This window comes from Enterobacter roggenkampii (assembly GCF_001729805.1).
In the GTDB taxonomy this organism is placed as follows: domain Bacteria; phylum Pseudomonadota; class Gammaproteobacteria; order Enterobacterales; family Enterobacteriaceae; genus Enterobacter; species Enterobacter roggenkampii.
This window is the reverse complement of the sequence record NZ_CP017184.1, coordinates 3,500,438-3,519,676: the sequence shown is the minus strand read 5'-3', so window position 1 is coordinate 3,519,676 and position 19,239 is coordinate 3,500,438. Positions and strand designations below refer to the sequence as shown.

The 19,239-nt window shown below is 58.0% G+C and carries 21 protein-coding genes; 14 read left to right on the top strand and 7 right to left on the bottom strand.

The window, feature by feature from the left end:
• Window positions 1-52: 52 nt before the first annotated feature.
• Window positions 53-475 carry a DoxX family protein gene (locus BFV67_RS16485; protein WP_008502164.1) on the bottom strand — a complete coding sequence of 141 codons (423 nt, stop codon included), beginning with the start codon at window positions 473-475 and terminating at the stop codon, window positions 53-55.
• Between the two features lie 173 nt (window positions 476-648).
• Between BFV67_RS16485 and BFV67_RS16480 the strand changes: the two genes are divergently transcribed.
• Window positions 649-1,794 carry a 3-phenylpropionate MFS transporter gene (locus BFV67_RS16480; protein WP_039266861.1) on the top strand — a complete coding sequence of 382 codons (1,146 nt, stop codon included), beginning with the start codon at window positions 649-651 and terminating at the stop codon, window positions 1,792-1,794.
• Here the strand turns inward: BFV67_RS16480 and csiE are convergent.
• Entirely contained in the window at window positions 1,789-3,066 is a 1,278-nt protein-coding gene (gene csiE / locus BFV67_RS16475; protein WP_008502162.1) for a stationary phase inducible protein CsiE, read from the bottom strand. The two genes, BFV67_RS16480 and csiE, sit on opposite strands and share 6 nt — an antisense overlap.
• Before the next feature lie 125 nt (window positions 3,067-3,191).
• Between csiE and BFV67_RS16470 the strand changes: the two genes are divergently transcribed.
• Together BFV67_RS16470 and BFV67_RS16465 are read left to right on the top strand one after the other, a co-directional pair.
• A complete protein-coding gene (locus BFV67_RS16470) occupies window positions 3,192-3,830 on the top strand; it encodes a DUF1007 family protein (protein WP_021241868.1) in 639 nt (212 codons plus the stop codon).
• A complete protein-coding gene (locus tag BFV67_RS16465) occupies window positions 3,821-4,801 on the top strand; it encodes a nickel/cobalt transporter (protein ID WP_069598679.1) in 981 nt (326 codons plus the stop codon). Before BFV67_RS16470 ends, BFV67_RS16465 begins: the two co-directional genes overlap by 10 nt.
• Window positions 4,802-4,860: 59 nt before the next feature.
• On the opposite strand, the gene suhB is transcribed toward BFV67_RS16465, so the two are convergent.
• A complete protein-coding gene (gene suhB / locus BFV67_RS16460; RefSeq protein ID WP_003860668.1) occupies window positions 4,861-5,664 on the bottom strand; it encodes an inositol-1-monophosphatase in 804 nt (267 codons plus the stop codon).
• Window positions 5,665-5,795: 131 nt separating this feature from the next.
• Here suhB and trmJ point away from each other — a divergent pair, with 131 nt between their 5' ends.
• The 11 genes from trmJ (at window position 5,796) to sseB (ending at window position 14,546) form a co-directional block, all read left to right on the top strand.
• Complete coding sequence (trmJ, locus tag BFV67_RS16455) at window positions 5,796-6,521, top strand: tRNA (cytosine(32)/uridine(32)-2'-O)-methyltransferase TrmJ (RefSeq protein WP_008502159.1); 726 nt, start codon at window positions 5,796-5,798, stop codon at window positions 6,519-6,521.
• A 231-nt stretch (window positions 6,522-6,752) separates the two neighbouring features.
• A complete protein-coding gene (gene iscR / locus BFV67_RS16450; protein WP_008502158.1) occupies window positions 6,753-7,244 on the top strand; it encodes a Fe-S cluster assembly transcriptional regulator IscR in 492 nt (163 codons plus the stop codon).
• Window positions 7,245-7,363: 119 nt separating this feature from the next.
• Window positions 7,364-8,578: a cysteine desulfurase gene (gene iscS / locus BFV67_RS16445; protein ID WP_008502157.1), complete on the top strand. Its 1,215-nt coding sequence runs from the start codon at window positions 7,364-7,366 to the stop codon at window positions 8,576-8,578.
• Window positions 8,579-8,602: 24 nt separating this feature from the next.
• A complete protein-coding gene (gene iscU / locus BFV67_RS16440; RefSeq protein ID WP_003860661.1) occupies window positions 8,603-8,989 on the top strand; it encodes a Fe-S cluster assembly scaffold IscU in 387 nt (128 codons plus the stop codon).
• A gap of 13 nt (window positions 8,990-9,002) precedes the next feature.
• Window positions 9,003-9,326: an iron-sulfur cluster assembly protein IscA gene (gene iscA / locus BFV67_RS16435; RefSeq protein ID WP_008502156.1), complete on the top strand. Its 324-nt coding sequence runs from the start codon at window positions 9,003-9,005 to the stop codon at window positions 9,324-9,326.
• Window positions 9,327-9,406: 80 nt separating this feature from the next.
• On the top strand, window positions 9,407-9,922 hold the full coding sequence (gene hscB / locus BFV67_RS16430; protein ID WP_008502155.1) for a co-chaperone HscB: 516 nt from the start codon (window positions 9,407-9,409) through the stop codon (window positions 9,920-9,922).
• A gap of 14 nt (window positions 9,923-9,936) precedes the next feature.
• Window positions 9,937-11,787: a Fe-S protein assembly chaperone HscA gene (hscA, locus tag BFV67_RS16425; protein WP_069598678.1), complete on the top strand. Its 1,851-nt coding sequence runs from the start codon at window positions 9,937-9,939 to the stop codon at window positions 11,785-11,787.
• A 1-nt stretch (window position 11,788) separates the two neighbouring features.
• Window positions 11,789-12,124: an ISC system 2Fe-2S type ferredoxin gene (fdx, locus tag BFV67_RS16420; protein WP_003860652.1), complete on the top strand. Its 336-nt coding sequence runs from the start codon at window positions 11,789-11,791 to the stop codon at window positions 12,122-12,124.
• Window position 12,125: 1 nt separating this feature from the next.
• Window positions 12,126-12,326 (top strand): Fe-S cluster assembly protein IscX, encoded by a 201-nt coding sequence (gene iscX, locus BFV67_RS16415; RefSeq protein WP_003860650.1) that lies wholly within the window; start codon window positions 12,126-12,128, stop codon window positions 12,324-12,326.
• Window positions 12,327-12,386: 60 nt separating this feature from the next.
• The gene (gene pepB / locus BFV67_RS16410) at window positions 12,387-13,673 is read left to right on the top strand and encodes an aminopeptidase PepB (RefSeq protein WP_021241865.1); all 1,287 of its coding nucleotides are present in this window, start codon (window positions 12,387-12,389) and stop codon (window positions 13,671-13,673) included.
• Between the two features lie 96 nt (window positions 13,674-13,769).
• The gene (gene sseB, locus BFV67_RS16405) at window positions 13,770-14,546 is read left to right on the top strand and encodes an enhanced serine sensitivity protein SseB (RefSeq protein ID WP_069598677.1); all 777 of its coding nucleotides are present in this window, start codon (window positions 13,770-13,772) and stop codon (window positions 14,544-14,546) included.
• 17 nt (window positions 14,547-14,563) lie between these two features.
• Here sseB and BFV67_RS16400 read toward each other — a convergent pair whose 3' ends face one another.
• The 4 genes from BFV67_RS16400 to BFV67_RS16385 all read right to left on the bottom strand — a co-directional run bounded on the left by BFV67_RS16400 (window position 14,564) and on the right by BFV67_RS16385 (window position 19,194).
• Window positions 14,564-15,334 (bottom strand): MurR/RpiR family transcriptional regulator, encoded by a 771-nt coding sequence (locus BFV67_RS16400; RefSeq protein ID WP_021241864.1) that lies wholly within the window; start codon window positions 15,332-15,334, stop codon window positions 14,564-14,566.
• Window positions 15,334-16,179, bottom strand: a complete 846-nt coding sequence (gene sseA, locus BFV67_RS16395) for a 3-mercaptopyruvate sulfurtransferase (RefSeq protein WP_069598676.1) — start codon at window positions 16,177-16,179, stop codon at window positions 15,334-15,336. Before sseA ends, BFV67_RS16400 begins: the two co-directional genes overlap by 1 nt.
• Window positions 16,180-16,269: 90 nt before the next feature.
• Window positions 16,270-17,637 carry a 6-phospho-alpha-glucosidase gene (locus BFV67_RS16390; RefSeq protein ID WP_008502148.1) on the bottom strand — a complete coding sequence of 456 codons (1,368 nt, stop codon included), beginning with the start codon at window positions 17,635-17,637 and terminating at the stop codon, window positions 16,270-16,272.
• 12 nt (window positions 17,638-17,649) lie between these two features.
• The gene (locus BFV67_RS16385) at window positions 17,650-19,194 is read right to left on the bottom strand and encodes a PTS transporter subunit EIIC (protein ID WP_069598675.1); all 1,545 of its coding nucleotides are present in this window, start codon (window positions 19,192-19,194) and stop codon (window positions 17,650-17,652) included.
• Between the last annotated feature and the right edge of the window lie 45 nt (window positions 19,195-19,239).

Sequence of the window (19,239 nt, the reverse complement as noted above, 5' to 3'; positions counted from 1 at the left end):
CCTCTGCTTTGCAGAAATAAAAAAGGCCGCGCATGCGGCCTTTTTTTATGGCTTAACGCCGGTCCAGGGAGATGGCGCCAGGTCCGACAATCGCCAGCAAAATAAAGGCGCCAGCAATACTGACGTTTTTGTAGAAGTTAATCATATTCGGTACGACTGCATCACCGGTCATATCCCAGTAGTGATGCCCAATCACCGCCGTTCCGAGGGTGTAGAACACAAACAGTACCGCGAGAGGACGGGTGAAAAAGCCCAGCACGATCAGGATCGCAGCAGGCACTTCCATCACCACCGCAATAATGGCCGCCAGCATGGGCATCGGCGTACCCAGCGAGGTCATATACTGTACGGTACCGCTAAACCCCGTCAGTTTCGGGTAACCAAAGATAATAAACAGCACGACAAGCGCGATGCGGCCAATGAGCAGCAGCAGATGACGCGACTGACCAAAATCGAGATAACGTAGTGAGTTCATGGCAGAAATACCTCTGCAAGTGGAGTAATTTAAACGTAATACACATTTTCATTCCCTGCCATAAGCCAGACGACTGCACAAGATGTTAATTTTTCGTTAATTTATAGCAGGCTATCTACTTGCTTAATTTTTATATTCTCGCCAGACTATGGCCTCGATTTCGGGAGGGATTCATGGTCTTGCATTCCACGCGCTGGCTGGCGCTCAGTTATTTCACCTATTTCTTTAGCTACGGCATTTTTCTGCCTTTCTGGAGCGTCTGGCTTAAGGGTATCGGCCTGACGCCTGAGACCATCGGTGTCCTGCTGGGGGCCGGGCTGGTGGCACGTTTCCTCGGCAGCCTGCTGATCGCCCCGCGCGTCAGCGATCCCTCCTTACTGATCAAGGCCGTACGCATTCTGGCTCTGCTGACCCTGGTCTTTGTGGCCTGCTTCTGGGTCAGCCATCAGTTTGCCTGGCTGATGGTGGTGATGGTTGGCTTTAACCTGTTCTTCTCACCGCTGGTGCCGCTGACGGATGCCCTGGCGAACACCTGGCAAAAGCAGATCACCATGGACTACGGTCGCGTGCGCCTGTGGGGTTCTATCGCCTTTGTGATTGGCTCGGCGCTGGTGGGGAAACTGGTCAGCCTCTACGATTACCGCGCCATTCTTGCCCTGCTGAGTATCGGTATTGCCTCGATGCTGCTGGGCATGCTTCTGCGACCGTCGGTGATGCCGCAAGGGGAAAGCCGCCATCAGGAGAGCGCGGGCTGGCCCGCATGGCAGAGCCTGGTCGCACAGAGCTGGCGTTTTCTGGCGTGCGTGTGCCTCCTTCAGGGGGCACATGCGGCGTACTATGGTTTCAGCGCCATCTACTGGCAGGGGGCGGGATATTCCGCTTCCGCCGTGGGCTATCTGTGGTCGCTGGGCGTGGTGGCCGAAGTCATTATCTTTGCCCTGAGCAAAAAACTGTTCCGCCGCTTTGGCGCGCGTGACCTGCTGCTGCTTTCCGCCGTGTGCGGCGTGGCGCGCTGGGGGATTATGGGCTGGACGACCGATCTGCCGTGGCTGATTGTGGCGCAAATTCTTCACTGCGGCACCTTTACCGTGTGCCATCTGGCGGCCATGCGCTATATCGCAGCGCGCGAGGGCGGGGACGTGATTCGCCTGCAGGCCGTCTATTCGGCAGTGGCAATGGGGGGCAGTATCGCGATCATGACAGTGTTTGCGGGGTTCCTCTATCAGCATCTGGGGCACGGCGTCTTCTGGGTGATGGCGCTCGTTGCCTTGCCCGCCATTGTTGTTCGACCTAAAGTGGCCGCCCGCGCGTCGCTATGATTCCAGCATGGCGCGAATATGTTCTTGCTGCTGCGCGTTCAGTGTCTCAACGGCATGGATCAGCGGCGGCGAGAACAGCGGCAGGGCCGTAGGGTAGGGGGTGATAACCAGCGCGGCTTCGCGCGGCGCCCCCTCTTTCTGAAAGGCCTGCAGCGTCAGGTAGCGAATGTTGAGCGGCAGCAGCGTCAGCTCGCGAAGCTGTTGTTCGATCTGTTCCTCGCTGGCTTTATCGTCTCCCGTCAGCAGGATCACCTGTTTTTCATGCAGATCGGTCTCCTGCATCAGCCAGGCACCGAAAATTACCGCTACCAGACTCATCTCTTCGTCGGAAAAACGCAGCCCGAATTCCGCCTCCAGCTCAAACAGGGCCTCTTTCGTGGTACGTAACAGTCGGGGATAAAGGCGGTGGATTTCCTCCGGCAGGCTGTTGTCGATGCCGATCTCAAACAGCGAACGGTCCAGCGCCTGAGCCAGATGGATATACAGCTGATCGGTCAGTCCCTGCTCATCGCTGAAGTTCATTCCGGTCTGCGAGCGAAAACGGGCCACCATGCGCACGATGGCCCGGCGTAGACGCTGATCCTGCTGGTGCTTATCGAGCACCGGATCGGGCGTGCGGAGCATCATAAACAGCAGCGCCAGAAAAAGCTGTTCATCCACGTGCGCGCCCTGTGGCACGCGCCGCTTCCAGTGGCGGACAATCTCCTGCGCCGTAAAATACTCTCCCCGCGACTGGGTCCAGCTGCGCTGGGCATGCGAAAACTGCGGCGTATTCCCGAGCTGGTGCTGAATAAGACAATATTGCAGATAGAGCTGTAAAAACTGCACATCGCGGCATTCAAACTGGCGCTGCAGCTTGCGTGAGCAGAAGCCGATCAGCGCCCGCAGGTTCGCATCGTCGTAAAGCGGGCGCGCGATGCCGAGTTGTTTAAGCGCGGTTTTTAATGCGGGGGTAAACTGGTGCGAGACAAACTGCGGACAAAGCCGCAGCGCCCGGCGCAGCCAGTGCAGCAGGCATAAACGCTGATTCAGGGCTGTGCCTTCAATCCGGTAGCAGCCGTCGTGGTGCGTGACGATATCCAGCCGGTGATAGCGCTGGATTTCATCGCGCGTCTCGGCTATATCTTGCCGTGCCATCGCGTCGTCCACGCCGTTGGCAGCGATTATGCTCTGTGCGGTGACGGCAGCATCGGGCAGGTAAAGCATCAAAAGCACCTGGCAGCGGCGCTGCGAACTGGAAAGCACAGATGGAATTTCAAGCGTCGTCATCATCTGTCGGGTATCCAGTGTGAATGTTTGATAAGAATAGCTAAAGGATGAGCGCTGAAAAGCGCGCCGGCAGGCCTTTCACTCAGGATTGCAGGGGAACATCACAGAATTTTTGACGTGAGGAATTGATGCAAACAGTTAAACAAAGTGCGATGGCGTTATTTTTGGCGGTTATCACCTTCACCGCCAGCGCCCACCCTCACAGTTTTATTGGCCTCCAGACCGAGCTGGTCACCGACGGCACGCAGCTGAGCGGCCTGAAAATGCGCTGGACGATGGATGAAATCACCTCGGCTGACCTGCTCTATGACGCGGGAAACGCGAAGCCCGGTGACGAAATCTGGAAAAAGCTGGCAGCGGAAGTAATGGCCAACGTGCTCGGCCAGCACTACTTCACCGAGTTCTGGCATAACGGACAAAAGGTCAAATTTCAGAACCGTCCAACGGAATACGGGATGACGCGTGACGGGCATCAGGCGGTGCTGACGTTCGTGCTTCCGCTGGCGCATCCTCAACCGCTGGCCGGGCAAACGTACCGCTTTTCCACTTTTGACCCCACTTACTATGTCGACATGCGCTATGACAAAGACAGCGACGTACGGCTGCCGGACGCGCTGCAAAAAAGCTGCAAAATTGGCGTACACACCCCGAAACCCAGCGAAGAGACGCTGAACTTTGCGATCTCGCTGGATAAAGCAGATGCCCCGCCTGAGGACATGGAGCTGGGTAAACAGTTCGCGCAGGAGGTGACGTTACAATGTCAGTGATCTCCTCTCCAGTTCGGAAGTCTCGCCGCTGGCTACACCTCTGGCCGCTGGCGCTCTTTTTGCTGTTCGCGGTTTGCGGGGCGCTGTGGCTGTGGCAGGCCTGGCCGCAGGTGATGATGAAAAGCATTATCTGGCAGCGTGAGGTCAACCAGCAGATGAGCGGACTGCTAAAGGCGGTGGCCGAGAACCCGGCCAAAGCGGGCGGCTCGCTGCTGGCGTTCAGTTTTGTCTATGGCGTTCTGCACGCGCTGGGGCCGGGGCACGGCAAAATCGTTATCACCACCTGGCTTGCCACCCATCCGTCGAAGCTTAAATCGAGCATCGGCCTGACGCTGGCCTCTTCGCTGCTGCAGGGGGGCGTGGCTATCGGGCTGGTGGTGGTGGTCCTTTCGCTGTTACAGCTTCCGGCGCGCCAGCTGCACATGAGCAGCTTCTGGCTGGAGAAGGGCAGCTATGCGCTGGTGGGCGTGCTGGGGCTGATCCTCTGCTGGCGGGCGCTGAAAAAACTGCGCGCGCTGCTGAAAAAGCCCACGTTCAAATCCTTTACGCCGCACCACGTTCATGATGAACACTGCGGCTGCGGTCATCAGCATCTGCCCACGCAGGAACAATTACAGAACGGCGACGACTGGCGCGCCCGGCTGATGATTATTCTCTCGATGGGGATGCGCCCGTGCTCGGGTGCCATTATGGTGCTGCTGTTCAGTAAGATAATAGGTGTCTTTGGCTGGGGAATGCTCTCGGCGCTGGCGATGGCGGCAGGAACCTCTCTCACCATTTCGTCTTTAGCGCTGCTGGTTCACAGCTTCCGTCAGCTGGCGGTCAAACTCAGCGGCAGTAAAACGCCGGTGCTGTGGCGACAGATAGGGTGGACAACGCTTGCGCTGGCGGGGGGAGTGATTCTGCTGGTGGCAGCGGTGACGATGTGGATGAGCGCGGTGCCGGTGGGAAGGGGATTGCGGCCTTTCTAGCGTGCTGAGGGATTTTGTAGGCCCGGTAAGCGTAGCGCCACCGGGCTTAACAAACTGGATTAACGCTTCAGCGCATCGCTCAGTTCATCACGCATGTTGGCCAGCATGGCTTTAACAACGCGTGGGTTACCCGCAACGATGTTGCCGGTAGACATATAGTTATGGCCGCCGGTGAAGTCACACACAATGGCGCCTGCTTCACGCGCGATCAGTTCGCCCGCTGCAAAATCCCATGGCTTCAGTGAGAGTTCGAAGTAACCGTCAACGCGGCCGGTGGCAACGTAGGCCAGATCCAGCGCAGCAGAACCGGTGCGACGGAAGTCCGCGCATTCGGTGAACAGTTTGCCGAGGATATTCATATAGGTGGTCGCGTGCTGTTTCGCCTTGAACGGGAAACCGGTCGCCAGGATGGTGCCGTCCAGATCGCGTGCGTTGCTGCAGCGCAGACGGTAGCCGTTCAGCTGTGCGCCCTGACCGCGGGTCGCGGTGAACAGTTCGTTACGCATTGGATCGTACACAACGGCGACTTCAGTACGGCCTTTAATGCGTACGGCGATAGACACAGAGAAGTGTGGCAGGCGTTTGACGAAGTTGGTGGTGCCATCCAGTGGATCAATAACCCATTGAACATCCTGATCGGTACCTTCATGTTCACCGCTTTCTTCGGTGATGATGGTGTGCTGTGGGTAAGATTTGCGGATCGTTTCGATAATAATCGCTTCTGCGGCTTTATCGACGTTCGTCACGAAATCATTGCTGCCTTTCTGGCTGGTTTCTACGGAGTCTGGCGTTTCGTAGTGTTTGGCAATTACATTACCCGCCTTGCGCGCTGCGCGCACGGCGATGGTCAGCATCGGATGCATCGGTCTCTCTCACTGGATGTTAAAGAACAGGAAAATCGGCGCAGAGTATAGCAGCGGGATCGGATTATGTCTCCCGTTTATGATAATATGCCCGAATATTCTTCAGACACTGAATCCAGACATTAAAAATTATGCTGCAAAACATTCGAATCGTGCTGGTCGAAACATCGCACACCGGCAACATGGGCTCCGTTGCCCGCGCTATGAAAACCATGGGCTTAACGAACCTGTGGCTGGTTAACCCGCTGGTGAAGCCAGACTCGCAGGCCATCGCCCTGGCGGCCGGAGCCAGCGACGTGATCGGCAACGCCCAGATCGTCGATACCCTTGACGAAGCGCTGGCCGGCTGCAGCCTCGTTGTCGGTACCAGCGCGCGTTCGCGCACGCTGCCGTGGCCAATGCTCGATCCGCGTGAATGCGGCCTGAAAAGTGTCTCTGAGGCTGAACAAGCACCGGTTGCGCTGGTGTTCGGCCGCGAGCGCGTTGGCCTGACCAACGACGAGCTGCAGAAGTGTCATTATCACGTGGCAATTGCGGCAAACCCGGAGTACAGCTCGCTGAACCTGGCGATGGCGGTGCAGGTTATCGCCTATGAAGTGCGTATGGCGTGGCTGGCAACGCAGGAAAAAGAGGTTGAGCCTAAAGAAGAGACGGCTTACCCGCTGGTGGACGACCTTGAGCGTTTCTACGGTCACCTGGAGCAGACGCTGCTCTCGACCGGCTTTATCCGCGAAGGCCACCCGGGTCAGGTGATGAACAAGCTGCGCCGTCTGTTCACCCGCGCGCGTCCGGAAAGCCAGGAGCTGAACATCCTGCGCGGGATCCTGGCGTCGATTGAGCAGAAAAATAAAGAGTAGTGTCGTCTGTTCGCCGGGTGGCGCTTCGCTTATCCGGCCTACAAAACCGCAGGTCGGGTACGCGAAGCGCCACCCGACAAAAAACGGCACAGAAGGTTAAATACCTGACTAAAACAGTCAAGTAAATAGTTGACCATTTTAGTCAGGAATGTCAGACTTGGCCCTGCTATGCAATACCCCATTTTACAATAAAAAACCCCGGGCAGGGGCGAGTTTGAGGTTAAGTAAGACATGAGACTGACATCTAAAGGGCGTTATGCCGTGACCGCGATGCTGGACGTTGCGCTCAACTCCGAAGCGGGCCCGGTTCCGTTGGCTGATATTTCTGAACGACAAGGGATCTCCCTCTCTTATCTGGAACAGCTGTTCTCCAGACTGCGTAAAAATGGACTGGTTTCCAGCGTTCGTGGCCCAGGCGGCGGTTATCTGCTGGGTAAAGACGCGGGCAGTATTGCAGTTGGCGAAGTGATCAGCGCCGTTGACGAATCCGTTGACGCGACCCGTTGCCAGGGTAAAGGCGGCTGCCAGGGCGGCGATAAATGCCTGACCCACGCGCTGTGGCGCGATCTGAGCGACCGTCTGACCGGCTTCCTGAACAACATCACCCTCGGGGAGCTGGTGAATAACCAGGAAGTTCTGGATGTTTCGGGCCGTCAGCACAGCCATGATTCCCAACGCAGCACCCGCGCGCAGGACGCTATCGACGTCAAATTACGCGCGTAATAAAACGATAAGTATTTCAGAATCAGGCCGGGGCGTAGACTCGCCCCGTGTACTCGGTCGTACATCCAGCCGGTTGCCTGATTCCTTGCATTGAAGCGATGTACGGAGTTTAAAGAGCAATGAAATTACCGATTTATCTCGATTACTCCGCAACCACGCCGGTGGACCCGCGTGTTGCCGAGAAAATGATGCAGTGTCTGACCCTGGACGGAAACTTTGGTAACCCAGCTTCCCGTTCACACCGTTTTGGCTGGCATGCTGAAGAGGCGGTTGATATCGCCCGTAATCAGATTGCTGACCTGGTGGGTGCCGACCCGCGTGAGATTGTTTTCACCTCCGGTGCGACCGAATCCGACAACCTGGCGATCAAAGGTGCAGCCAACTTTTATCAGAAAAAAGGCAAGCACATTATCACCAGCAAAACCGAACACAAAGCCGTGCTGGACACCTGCCGCCAGCTGGAGCGTGAAGGGTACGAAGTCACCTATCTGGCGCCACAGAGCAACGGCATTATCGATCTGAAAGAGCTCGAAGCGGCCATGCGTGATGACACCATTCTGGTCTCCATCATGCACGTCAACAACGAAATCGGCGTGGTACAAGACATCGCGACCATCGGCGAAATGTGCCGCGCGCGCGGTATCATCTACCACGTGGACGCGACCCAGAGCGTGGGCAAACTGCCTATCGACCTGAGCCAGCTGAAAGTTGACCTGATGTCCTTCTCCGGCCACAAAATCTATGGCCCGAAAGGCATCGGCGCGCTGTACGTTCGTCGTAAACCGCGTATCCGCATCGAAGCACAGATGCACGGCGGTGGTCACGAGCGCGGCATGCGTTCCGGTACGCTGCCTGTTCACCAGATCGTGGGCATGGGCGAAGCCTACCGCATTGCAAAAGAAGAGATGGAAACCGAGATGGCACGCCTGCGCACGCTGCGTAACCGTCTGTGGGACGGCGTGAAAGATATGGAAGAAGTGTATCTGAACGGCGATCTCGAGCAGGGCGCACCGAACATCCTCAACGTCAGCTTCAACTATGTTGAAGGCGAGTCGTTGATCATGGCGCTGAAAGACCTGGCGGTTTCTTCCGGTTCTGCCTGTACGTCTGCAAGCCTTGAGCCATCCTATGTGCTGCGCGCGCTGGGTATGACTGACGAGCTGGCACACAGCTCTATCCGTTTCTCTTTAGGTCGTTTCACTACCGAAGAAGAGATTGACTACACCATCAAGCTGGTTCGCAACTCCATTGGCCGTCTGCGCGACCTTTCTCCACTGTGGGAAATGTTCAAGCAGGGCGTGGATCTGAACAGCATTGAATGGTCACATCACTAATCGGTACATAAGGAGAATTCAATCATGGCATACAGCGAAAAAGTCATCGATCATTACGAAAACCCGCGCAACGTTGGCTCTTTTGACAACAGCGACGAATCTGTTGGTAGCGGCATGGTCGGTGCGCCAGCGTGTGGCGACGTGATGAAGTTGCAGATTAAAGTCAACAATGAAGGTATCATTGAAGACGCGCGCTTCAAGACCTACGGCTGCGGTTCTGCTATCGCGTCCAGCTCCCTCGTCACCGAATGGGTGAAGGGCAAGTCTCTGGACGAAGCACAGGCAATCAAGAACACGGATATTGCTGAAGAACTCGAACTGCCACCGGTGAAAATTCACTGCTCAATTCTGGCAGAAGACGCGATCAAAGCCGCCATTGCGGATTACAAAAGCAAACGTGAAGCAAAATAATTGAGGTTTGAGTATGTCGATTACCCTTAGCGACAGCGCTGCCGCGCGAGTAAGCTCTTTTCTGGCGAACCGTGGTAAAGGCTTTGGCCTGCGACTGGGCGTACGTACCTCCGGCTGTTCTGGTATGGCTTACGTACTGGAGTTTGTTGACGAGCCGGCGTCTGACGACATCGTGTTTGAAGACAAGGGCGTGAAGGTGGTGGTCGATGGCAAAAGCCTGCAATTCCTCAACGGCACTCAGCTGGACTTCGTCAAAGAAGGCCTGAACGAAGGGTTCAAATTTACGAACCCGAACGTCAAAGACGAGTGTGGTTGCGGCGAAAGCTTCCACGTTTAACCGCGCGTCATCCGAAACCCCACCGTGGCGTTACCCGCTACGTGTGGGGTTTGTTCTAACAGGCTACCCCTGAGATTGTTATGGATTACTTCACTCTCTTCGGACTACCCGCTCAATACCCGATCGATCTTCAGGCGCTGACGATCCGTTTTCAGGATCTGCAGCGTCAGTACCATCCGGACAAATTCGCGAGCGGTACTCAGGCAGAGCAGCTGGCTGCGGTGTCGCAATCCGCGACGATCAACCAGGCCTGGCAGACGTTGCGCCATCCGCTGGCGCGCGCTGAGTATCTGCTCTCGCTCCACGGTTTTGATCTGGCGAGCGAACAGCACACCGTGCGCGACACGGCGTTTCTGATGGAGCAGCTGGAGCTGCGCGAAGAGCTGGATGAGATTGAACAGGCCAAAGACGAAGCGCGTCTGGAAAGCTTCATCACGCGCGTGAAGGGCATGTTCGATACCCGCCATCAGCAGATGGTGGAGCAACTGAACAACGAGACCTGGGACGTGGCGGCAGACACTGTGCGCAAACTCCGTTTTCTCGATAAACTGCGAAGCAGTGCTGAACAACTCGAAGAAAAGCTGCTCGATTTTTAATTTCGGAAGCAATTATGGCCTTATTACAAATTAGTGAGCCTGGCTTAAGTGCCGCACCGCACCAGCGTCGTCTGGCGGTGGGTATTGATCTGGGTACCACCAATTCCCTCGTGGCGACCGTGCGCAGCGGCCAGGCGGAAACGCTGGCTGACGAGCAGGGCCGCCATCTGCTGCCTTCCGTGGTCCACTACCAGCAGCAGGGTCACGCGGTCGGCTATGACGCCCGCGCTAACGCCGCGCGCGATCCGGCAAACACCATCAGCTCCGTCAAGCGCATGATGGGCCGCTCGCTGGCCGATATTCAGACCCGCTACCCGCATCTGCCGTATCAGCTGCAGGCCAGTGAAAACGGCCTGCCGATGATTGCGACCGCGGCCGGTCTGCTGAACCCGATTCGTGTTTCTGCTGACATCCTCAAAGCGCTGGCGGAGCGTGCTACGGCCACGCTCGGCGGCGATCTGGACGGCGTGGTGATCACCGTTCCTGCCTACTTTGATGATGCACAGCGTCAGGGCACCAAAGACGCCGCGCGTCTGGCGGGCCTGCACGTGCTGCGTCTGCTGAACGAACCGACGGCGGCGGCGATTGCCTACGGCCTCGATTCCGGTCAGGAAGGGGTGATCGCGGTTTACGATCTCGGCGGCGGGACGTTTGATATCTCTATCCTGCGCCTGAGCCGCGGGGTATTTGAAGTGCTGGCGACCGGCGGGGATTCCGCGCTGGGCGGCGATGACTTCGACCATCTGCTGGCGGACTACATCCGCGAGCAGGCGGGCATCAGCGATCGCAGCGATGCGCGCATACAGCGTGAACTGCTGGATGCGGCCATCGACGCCAAAATCGCCCTGAGCGATGCGCAGACGGTTACCGTCAATGTTGCGGGCTGGCAGGGTGACATCACCCGCGACCAGTTTAACGAACTGATTGCCCCGCTGGTGAAACGCACCTTACTGGCCTGCCGTCGCGCATTGAAAGATGCCGGCGTTGAGGCGAACGAGGTGCTGGAAGTGGTCATGGTGGGCGGTTCGACCCGCGTGCCGCTGGTGCGCGAGCGCGTGGGCGAATTCTTTGGCCGCACGCCGCTGACCTCCATCGACCCGGACAAAGTGGTTGCCGTGGGCGCCGCGATCCAGGCCGATATTCTGGTTGGCAACAAGCCGGACAGCGAAATGCTGCTGCTGGACGTCATCCCGCTGTCGCTGGGTTTAGAAACCATGGGCGGCCTGGTGGAGAAAGTGATCCCGCGTAACACCACCATTCCGGTGGCGCGCGCGCAGGAGTTCACCACCTTTAAAGACGGCCAGACCGCGATGTCCATCCACGTGATGCAGGGCGAACGCGAGCTGGTGCAGGACTGCCGCTCTCTGGCGCGCTTTGCGCTGCGAGGCATCCCGGCGCTGCCGGCGGGCGGGGCGCATATTCGCGTCACCTTCCAGGTGGACGCGGACGGCCTGCTGAGCGTCACGGCGATGGAAAAATCCACCGGCGTGGAATCGTCCATTCAGGTGAAGCCGTCCTACGGCCTGACCGATGGCGAAATCGCCTCCATGATTCAGGACTCAATGAGCTACGCCGAGCAGGATGTGAAGGCGCGTATGCTGGCTGAACAAAAAGTTGAAGCCGCCCGCGTGCTGGAGAGCCTGAACGGCGCGCTCGCTGCCGATGCCGCGCTGTTAAGCGCCGCTGAGCGCCAGGTGATTGATGAAGCCGCCGCGCGCTTAAGCGCCGTGGCCGAAGGTAATGACGCTGACGCAATAGAAGAAGCCATTAAAAACGTTGATAAACAAACCCAGGACTTCGCTGCTCGCCGCATGGACAAATCTGTCCGCGTCGCGCTGAAAGGCCAGTCCGTGGACGAGGTTTAATATGCCAAAGATTGTAATTTTGCCTCATGCGGACCTCTGTCCGGATGGCGCTGTTCTGGAAGCGAAGACCGGTGAAACCATTCTCGATGTTGCCCTGCGTGCAGGTATCGAAGTGGAACACGCCTGTGAAAAATCCTGTGCCTGCACCACCTGCCACTGCATCGTGCGTGAAGGTTTTGACTCTCTCGCCGAGAGCACCGAAGACGAAGACGACATGCTGGATAAAGCATGGGGTCTGGAGCCAGACAGCCGCTTAAGCTGCCAGGCTGCGGTGACCGATGAAGATCTGGTCGTGGAGTTCCCACGCTACACCATCAACCACGCACGCGAGCATTAATATGGGACTGAAGTGGACAGACAGCCGTGAAATCGGCGAAGCGCTCTACGACGCGAACCCGGATCTCGATCCGAAGACCGTACGATTCACCGATATGCATCAGTGGATCTGCGATTTAGAGGATTTCGACGACGATCCAAACGCATCCAATGAAAAAATTCTGGAGGCGATTCTGTTAGTCTGGTTAGATGAAGCAGAATAAATAACAAAGCGGGCTGCCTTCAGGCGGCCCGTTTGCTAGTTGCTAATAAGGAAAAATAAAATGACCGAAGCGATGAAGATTACGCTCTCGAATCAGCCTGCCGACGCGCGCTGGGGCGAGAAAGCCACCTACAGCATTAATAACGACGGTATTACCCTGCACCTGACGGGCAATGATGATTTGGGCCTGATCCAGCGCGCCGCGCGTAAAATTGACGGTCTGGGCATTAAGCATGTCTCGCTGGAAGGCGAAGGGTGGGACACCGACCGCAGCTGGGCGTTCTGGGCAGGCTACAAAGGGCCGAAAGGCACCCGTAAAATTGAGTGGGCCAACCTTGACGAAGCCGGTCAGAAAGAGCTGGAAAGCCGCCTGAAAATCATCGACTGGGTACGCGACACCATCAACGCCCCGGCGGAAGAGTTAGGCCCTGAGCAGCTGGCGCAGCGCGCCGTTGATCTCCTGTGCGGCGTGGCGGGCGACAAGATGTCCTACCGCATCACCAAGGGTGAAGACCTGCGCGAGCAGAACTACATGGGTATCCACACCGTGGGCCGCGGCTCCGAGCGTCCTCCGGTGCTGCTGGCGCTGGACTACAACCCAACCGGCGATAAAGACGCCCCTGTCTTTGCCTGCCTGGTAGGTAAAGGCATCACCTTCGACACCGGCGGCTACAGCCTGAAGCAGAGCGCGTTCATGGACTCCATGAAGTCCGACATGGGCGGCGCGGCCACCATCACCGGCGCGCTGGCCTTTGCCATCACCCGCGGTCTGAAAAAGCGCGTGAAGCTGTACCTGTGCTGCGCGGACAACATGGTCAGCGGTAACGCCTTCAAGCTGGGTGACATCATTCGCTACCGTAACGGCAAAAACGTTGAGGTGATGAACACTGACGCCGAAGGCCGTCTGGTGCTGGCCGATGGCCTGATCGACGCATCTGCCCAGAAGCCTGAGCTGATCATCGACATGGCGACTCTGACCGGTGCGGCGAAAACCGCGCTGGGTAACGACTACCACGCGCTGTTCAGCTTTGACGACAAGCTGGCCGCACGCCTGCTGGCGAGCGCTGCCGCAGAGAACGAGCCGTTCTGGCGCCTGCCGCTGGCCGAGTTCCACCGCAGCCAGCTGCCGTCTAACTTTGCCGAGCTGAACAACACTGCGAGCGCGGCGTACCCGGCGGGGGCAAGCACGGCGGCAGGCTTCCTGTCTCACTTCGTTGAGAACTACCACGAGGGCTGGCTGCACATCGACTGCTCCGCGACGTACCGTAAAGCGGCGGTTGAGCAGTGGTCCGCAGGCGCGACCGGTCTGGGCGTGCGTACCGTGGCGAACCTGCTGACGGCTGAGTAATCTTTTTTGCCGGGTGGCGCTACGCTTACCCGGCCTACAAAACCCGTAGGCCCGTGCAAGCGTAGCGCCGCCGGGCAAGTGTGAAGTAGCCAAACTATGTCAGAAACCAAAAACGAATTAGAAACCCTGCTGGAGCAGGCGGCGACCGAGCCCGCCCACCGTCCGGCCTTTTTCCGCACGCTGCTGGAATCCACCGTCTGGGTGCCGGGCGCTGCGGCTGAAGGTGAACAGGTCGTAGAAGACAGCGCGCTGGATCTGCTGCACTGGGAGAAAGACGACGGCACGTCGGTGATCCCGTTCTTCACCTCGCTGGAAGCGCTGCAGAAAGCGGTAGAAGACGAACAGGCGTTCGTGGTGATGCCGGTGCGTACCCTGTTTGAAATGACGCTCGGCCAGACGCTGTTCCTGAACGCGAAGCTGCCGACCGGGAAAGAGTTTACGCCACGTGAAATCAGCCACCTGATTGGCGAAGAGGGCAACCCGCTCAGCACGCAGGAAGTGCTGGAAGGGGGCGAAACGCTGCTGCTCTCTGAAGTGGCCGAGCCGCCCGCGCAGATGATTGATTCCCTGACGACGCTGTTCAAAACGCTCAAGCCCGTCAGGCGCGCGTTTCTCTGCTCCATTAAAGAGCGCGCGGACGAAAAGCCGGTGCTGTTGATCGGTATTGAAGCCGATGGCGATTTCGACGAGATCGTTCAGGCAGCGGGAAGCGTGGCGACCGACACGCTACCGGGCGATGAACCAATTGATATCTGCCAGGTGAAAAACGGTGAGAAGGGCATCAGCCACTTTATTACCGAGCACATTACGCCGTTCTACGAGCGTCGCTGGGGCGGCTTCCTGCGCGATCTCAAGACCAACCGCATCATCTGATGACAGCGGGGTGAATATCACCCCGTTGCTTCCAGCAGCAGTAAATCCATCAGCAGCACCAGATTCGACTCAAACGACGTCACCCCTGCGGCTTCGGCGGCAAAGTGCACCGCTTCGTCATAGAGGGCAAAGTGCACGTCGGCCATCTCCGCCAGCGTGTTGGCCGAGGCGCGGGTAAACGCGACGATCGTCATGCCGACGTTTTTGGCTATCCGCGCTTTATCCAGCACCTGCTCCGTTTCGCCGCTGCGCGAGACGGCAATAAACACCTGATAGCGGGCGGCATTGCTGAGAAAAATGTTCCGGCTGTCGCCCGGTCCGGAGATAAACGCCGTTTTGCCCATTACCTGTAGCTTCTTGGTCAGGTACTCCGCAAACAGATAAGAAAACCCGGCCCCGTAGAGAAAGAAGCTCTCTTTCTGGCGCAGCAGGTCGGAAAACTGCTGGCGTTTGTCCTGGGTAACCCACTGAAAGGTGTGCTGATAGTTGGCGATAAACTGGTTAAACAACACCGGGAGTTCAGGGCGCGACTGCGCCTGAGCGGCAATATGCGGCGTGTCGGAGAGCAGCTGCTTGCAGTGCCAGATAAACTCGCTAAAGCCGCTGAACCCCAGCTTCTGGCACAGCCGCATAATGGTGGCGGTAGAAACGAATGTCGCCTGCGCCAGCTCGCGCACCGTGATGTTGCCCACCAGCAGCGGATGCTCCGTCAGGTGGGCGAGAACGCGATACTCCGCGCGGGTCAATGACGCCCCGCGCGTTAACAGCGTGGCCAGGCGGTTATCCATTATTTCGCGGGTTCAACCGGCAGGTCGTCACGCGCGCCCCATTCGCTCCAGGCGCCGTCGTAGAGCGTGACGTCGCTTACGCCGAGCGTGGCGAGCGCCAGAATGACCACGCAGGCCGTTACGCCGGAACCGCAGCTGGCGATAATCGGACGATGCAAATCCACGCCCTGACGTTCAAAAATGGCGCGCAGCTCGTCGGTGGTTTTCAGCTCGCCCTCAAACACCAGGTCGCCCCACGGCACGTTCAGCGCGCCCGGAATATGTCCACGCTTCAGCCCCGGACGCGGTTCATCCGCTTCGGCATTAAAGCGCGGAGCAGGACGGGCATCGACGATTTGCGCCGTTTTTTCATGGCTCCCGACCAGCACGTCGGTCAGGCGTTTTACCACGTGGGCGTCAAAGGTCGCATCGAATTCGCCTTCCGGCAGCGTGACGTCACCCTGCTGAAGCGGCAGCTCGTCGCGCTTCCAGCCCGCTAGCCCGCCGGCAAGAATCGAGACTTTTTCCACGCCGAACTGTTTCAGCATCCACCACGCGCGCGGCGCGGAAAAGAGGTTACCTTCATCATAGACAACGAGGTGTTTGTCTTTGCTGACGCCCAGTTCGCGCATCGCCACGGAAAACGCTTCCGGGCGCGGCAGCATGTGCGGCAGGGGAGAGGTATGATCGGAGAGGGCTTCGATATCAAAAAATACCGCGCCAGGCAGATGCCCTGCGCGGTATTCACCGGGCACGTCACGATGCTCTTGTCCCGGAGGGGCCATACGCGCGTCGATAATCTGCACTTCCGGATCGTCGCCGTGCTCAATCAGCCAGTCGGCAGCGACAAAATATGAGGTGGACATGGGTTGCCTCCATTCTTTTCCGTAAAAAAGGATTGTCGGTGTTTTTTCTGACACCGACAAGCAAACCACGTTCAACTCGCGAGCAAGCCCCTATTTTTTCACCGGTTCGCCGTCCTGCCAGGCTTTTTGCAGCGCTGGCCAGTAGTCGCGGTTGGCTTCAATCATCTCATCCAGAATCGCTTTTGCATGTTCCATGGTCGGCACGGTGCGGTTCAGGGTAAATGCCTGCAACGCTTTTTCATAGCTGCCTTCGATTGTCGCCTCTACCAGCAGCTGTTCAGACGCGAGCTGCTGTTGCAAAAGGGTCTGATGGAACAGCGGCACCTGGCCGACGCGAATCGGTTCCGGGCCTTCGGCGGTGATATAAGCGGGAACTTCCACCACCGCATCGTACGGCAGGTTGGTAATCGCCCCGCGGTTTTCCACCATCACCAGATGGCGGCTTCGCAGGTTGAACGCCAGCGAACAGGCGACGTCAACGATAAATTCACCGTGGACGCCCACGTGGAAGGCATCCGGTAAAATTCCGGTGCGTTGATATTCTTCGGCGGCGGCGAACAGCTTTTTCTCGCGCCCGTTCATCACTTCGTTGGCGCGGGTATAGTCCGGGTTCTGATGCGCCACAATCTGGTTTGGCATCAGGTAATACTGCAGATACGGGTTCGGCAGATACTCGGGGAAGTTGTCCATGATCGGCTTGATATTGCGCCAGGTTTTCACCCACGACGGATCCGAGTGCTGCGGGTCGGTTTTAGCCGCATCTTCCGTCAGCAGGCCAAACTTCGCGATATGCTTACGCAGCGCCGGGAGCTTGTCTTCGCCGTCCACCAGCACGCGGGTAAACCAGCCGAAGTGGTTCAGGCCGAAGTAGTCCACTTCCAGTTTATGACGATCCACGCCCAGAATGGCACCCATATTGCGCATCGCGGCAACCGGCATATCGCAGATGTTCAGCACCCTTGCGTTCGGGCGCAGGCGGCGCACGCCTTCCGCGACGATCGCCGCCGGGTTGGAGTAGTTCACGATCCAGGCTTTCTCATGCGCGTAGCGATCGACCAGATCGATAAGCTCCACCATCGGCAGGATCGTGCGCAGGCCGTAGGCCAGCCCGCCGGGGCCGCAGGTTTCCTGGCCCACCACGCCGTGACGCAGCGGGATCTTCTCATCCTGCTCACGCATTTTGTACTGGCCGACGCGCATCTGGGCGAAGACAAAATGCGCGCCGCTAAAGGCCACTTCCGGGTCACTGGTGACGGTAAATGTGATGCGCTGACTGTGGTCGCGAATGACCTTCTCGACGACCGGCGCAATCGTGTTCTGGCGCGCCTCGTCGATATCGTACAGGCGAATTTCGGCCAGCGGGAAATCCTGCAGGCGCACCATCAGGCTTTTCACAATGCCCGGCGTGTAGGTGCTGCCGCCGCCGGCAATCGACAGAATGAATGGGGGTGTTAACATCTTTAGCTCCTTTCAGAGAAACGTCTCAACGGCTTCTCGCATTTTTTTGACATGCAGCCCGTAGACCACCTGAACGTTGTTACCTTGTTTGATAATCCCTTTCGCGCCAGTCGCCTTCAGGCGCGGCTCGTCGATGATGGCGACGTCCTTCACCGTGACGCGCAAGCGGGTGTAGCAGTTGTCCACCACTTCAATGTTTTCCCGACCGCCCAGCCCCACCACGATGGACTCGCCCAGACCGTCGTTATTGCCCTTCGCCTGGTACTCCTGCTTGCTGTAGAGGCGCGTCTCCTGGTCCTCATCTTCACGGCCCGGCGTTTTCATATTGAAGCGCAGGATCAGGAAGCGGAACACCACGTAGTAGAGGGCGAACATGATCAGCCCGACCAGGATGTACATCGGCCAGTTGGACTTGGCCGTGCCGAGCGGCAGGTTGTAAAGGATGAAGTCGATAATCCCGTTGGCGCCGATGGCGTGAACGCCCAGCAGCGAGAACAGCATCATGCCGATGCCGGTCAGCACCGCGTGCACCACGAACAGCAGCGGGGCGACAAACAGGAAGGAAAACTCAATCGGCTCGGTCACGCCGACCAGCAGCGAAGTCAGTGCCGCCGGGATCAGAATCGCTTTCGCCGCCGCTTTACGCTCTGGCCTGGCGGTCATATACATCGCCAGCGCCGCGGCAGGCAGGCCAAACATTTTGCTGATGCCGCGTGCGTCCCACACCACGGTGCTGCTGAGCTGCTTCACGTCCGGGCAGGCCATCTCGGCAAAGTAGATATTGCGCGCGCCCTGATAGGTTGCGCCGCATACCTCCTGCGTGCCGCCCAGCTCGGTATAGAGGAACGGCGTATAAACCAGATGGTGCAGGCCGGTGGGGACCAGAATGCGTTCCAGGAAACCGTAGATGGCCACGCCAAACGGTCCGGAACCTTTGATGGCCAGCGCCAGGGCGCTAATGCCATGCTGGGCAAAGGGCCACAGTTCGCTCATCACCACGCCGAGCAGCATGGAGACGGGCAGCATCACAATGGCGACAAAACAGTGGCCGGAGTAAATCGCCATCGCGCCGTTAAACTGTACGCAGGAGTATTTATTGTACAGGTATCCCGACAGCGCCCCGGTCAGGATCCCGGCGAAAACGCCCATCTCCAGCACCTGCACGCCCAGTACCATTGTCTGCCCGGCCGCTTTCATCTGCGCCGCTGGCGCCAGTGCGCCCTGCAGCTGCAGCGTGACGTTCATGGCGTTGATGAATACGACAAAGGTGACCAGGCCAATCAGCGCGGCATAGCCTTTATCGCGCGTTGCCAGGCCAATCGGAATACCGACGGCAAACACCAGCGCCAGGTTAACCAGCACCGACACGGCAGATTTTGCGATCAACTGACCAAGATGCTGAATCAGCGGATGACCGAGAAACGGCAGGTACTCGGCGAGATTACCGTTACCCAGCACGTTACCAAAGGCGATAAACAGACCGACGATCGGTAAGATAAGCACCGGTCCGTACAATGATTTTCCGAAATTTTGTAGGGCGTTCACGGCTCGTTTCATGGCTTTCTCTCTTTTTGAACCGCGCACTCGGGGTGCGTCATGGTC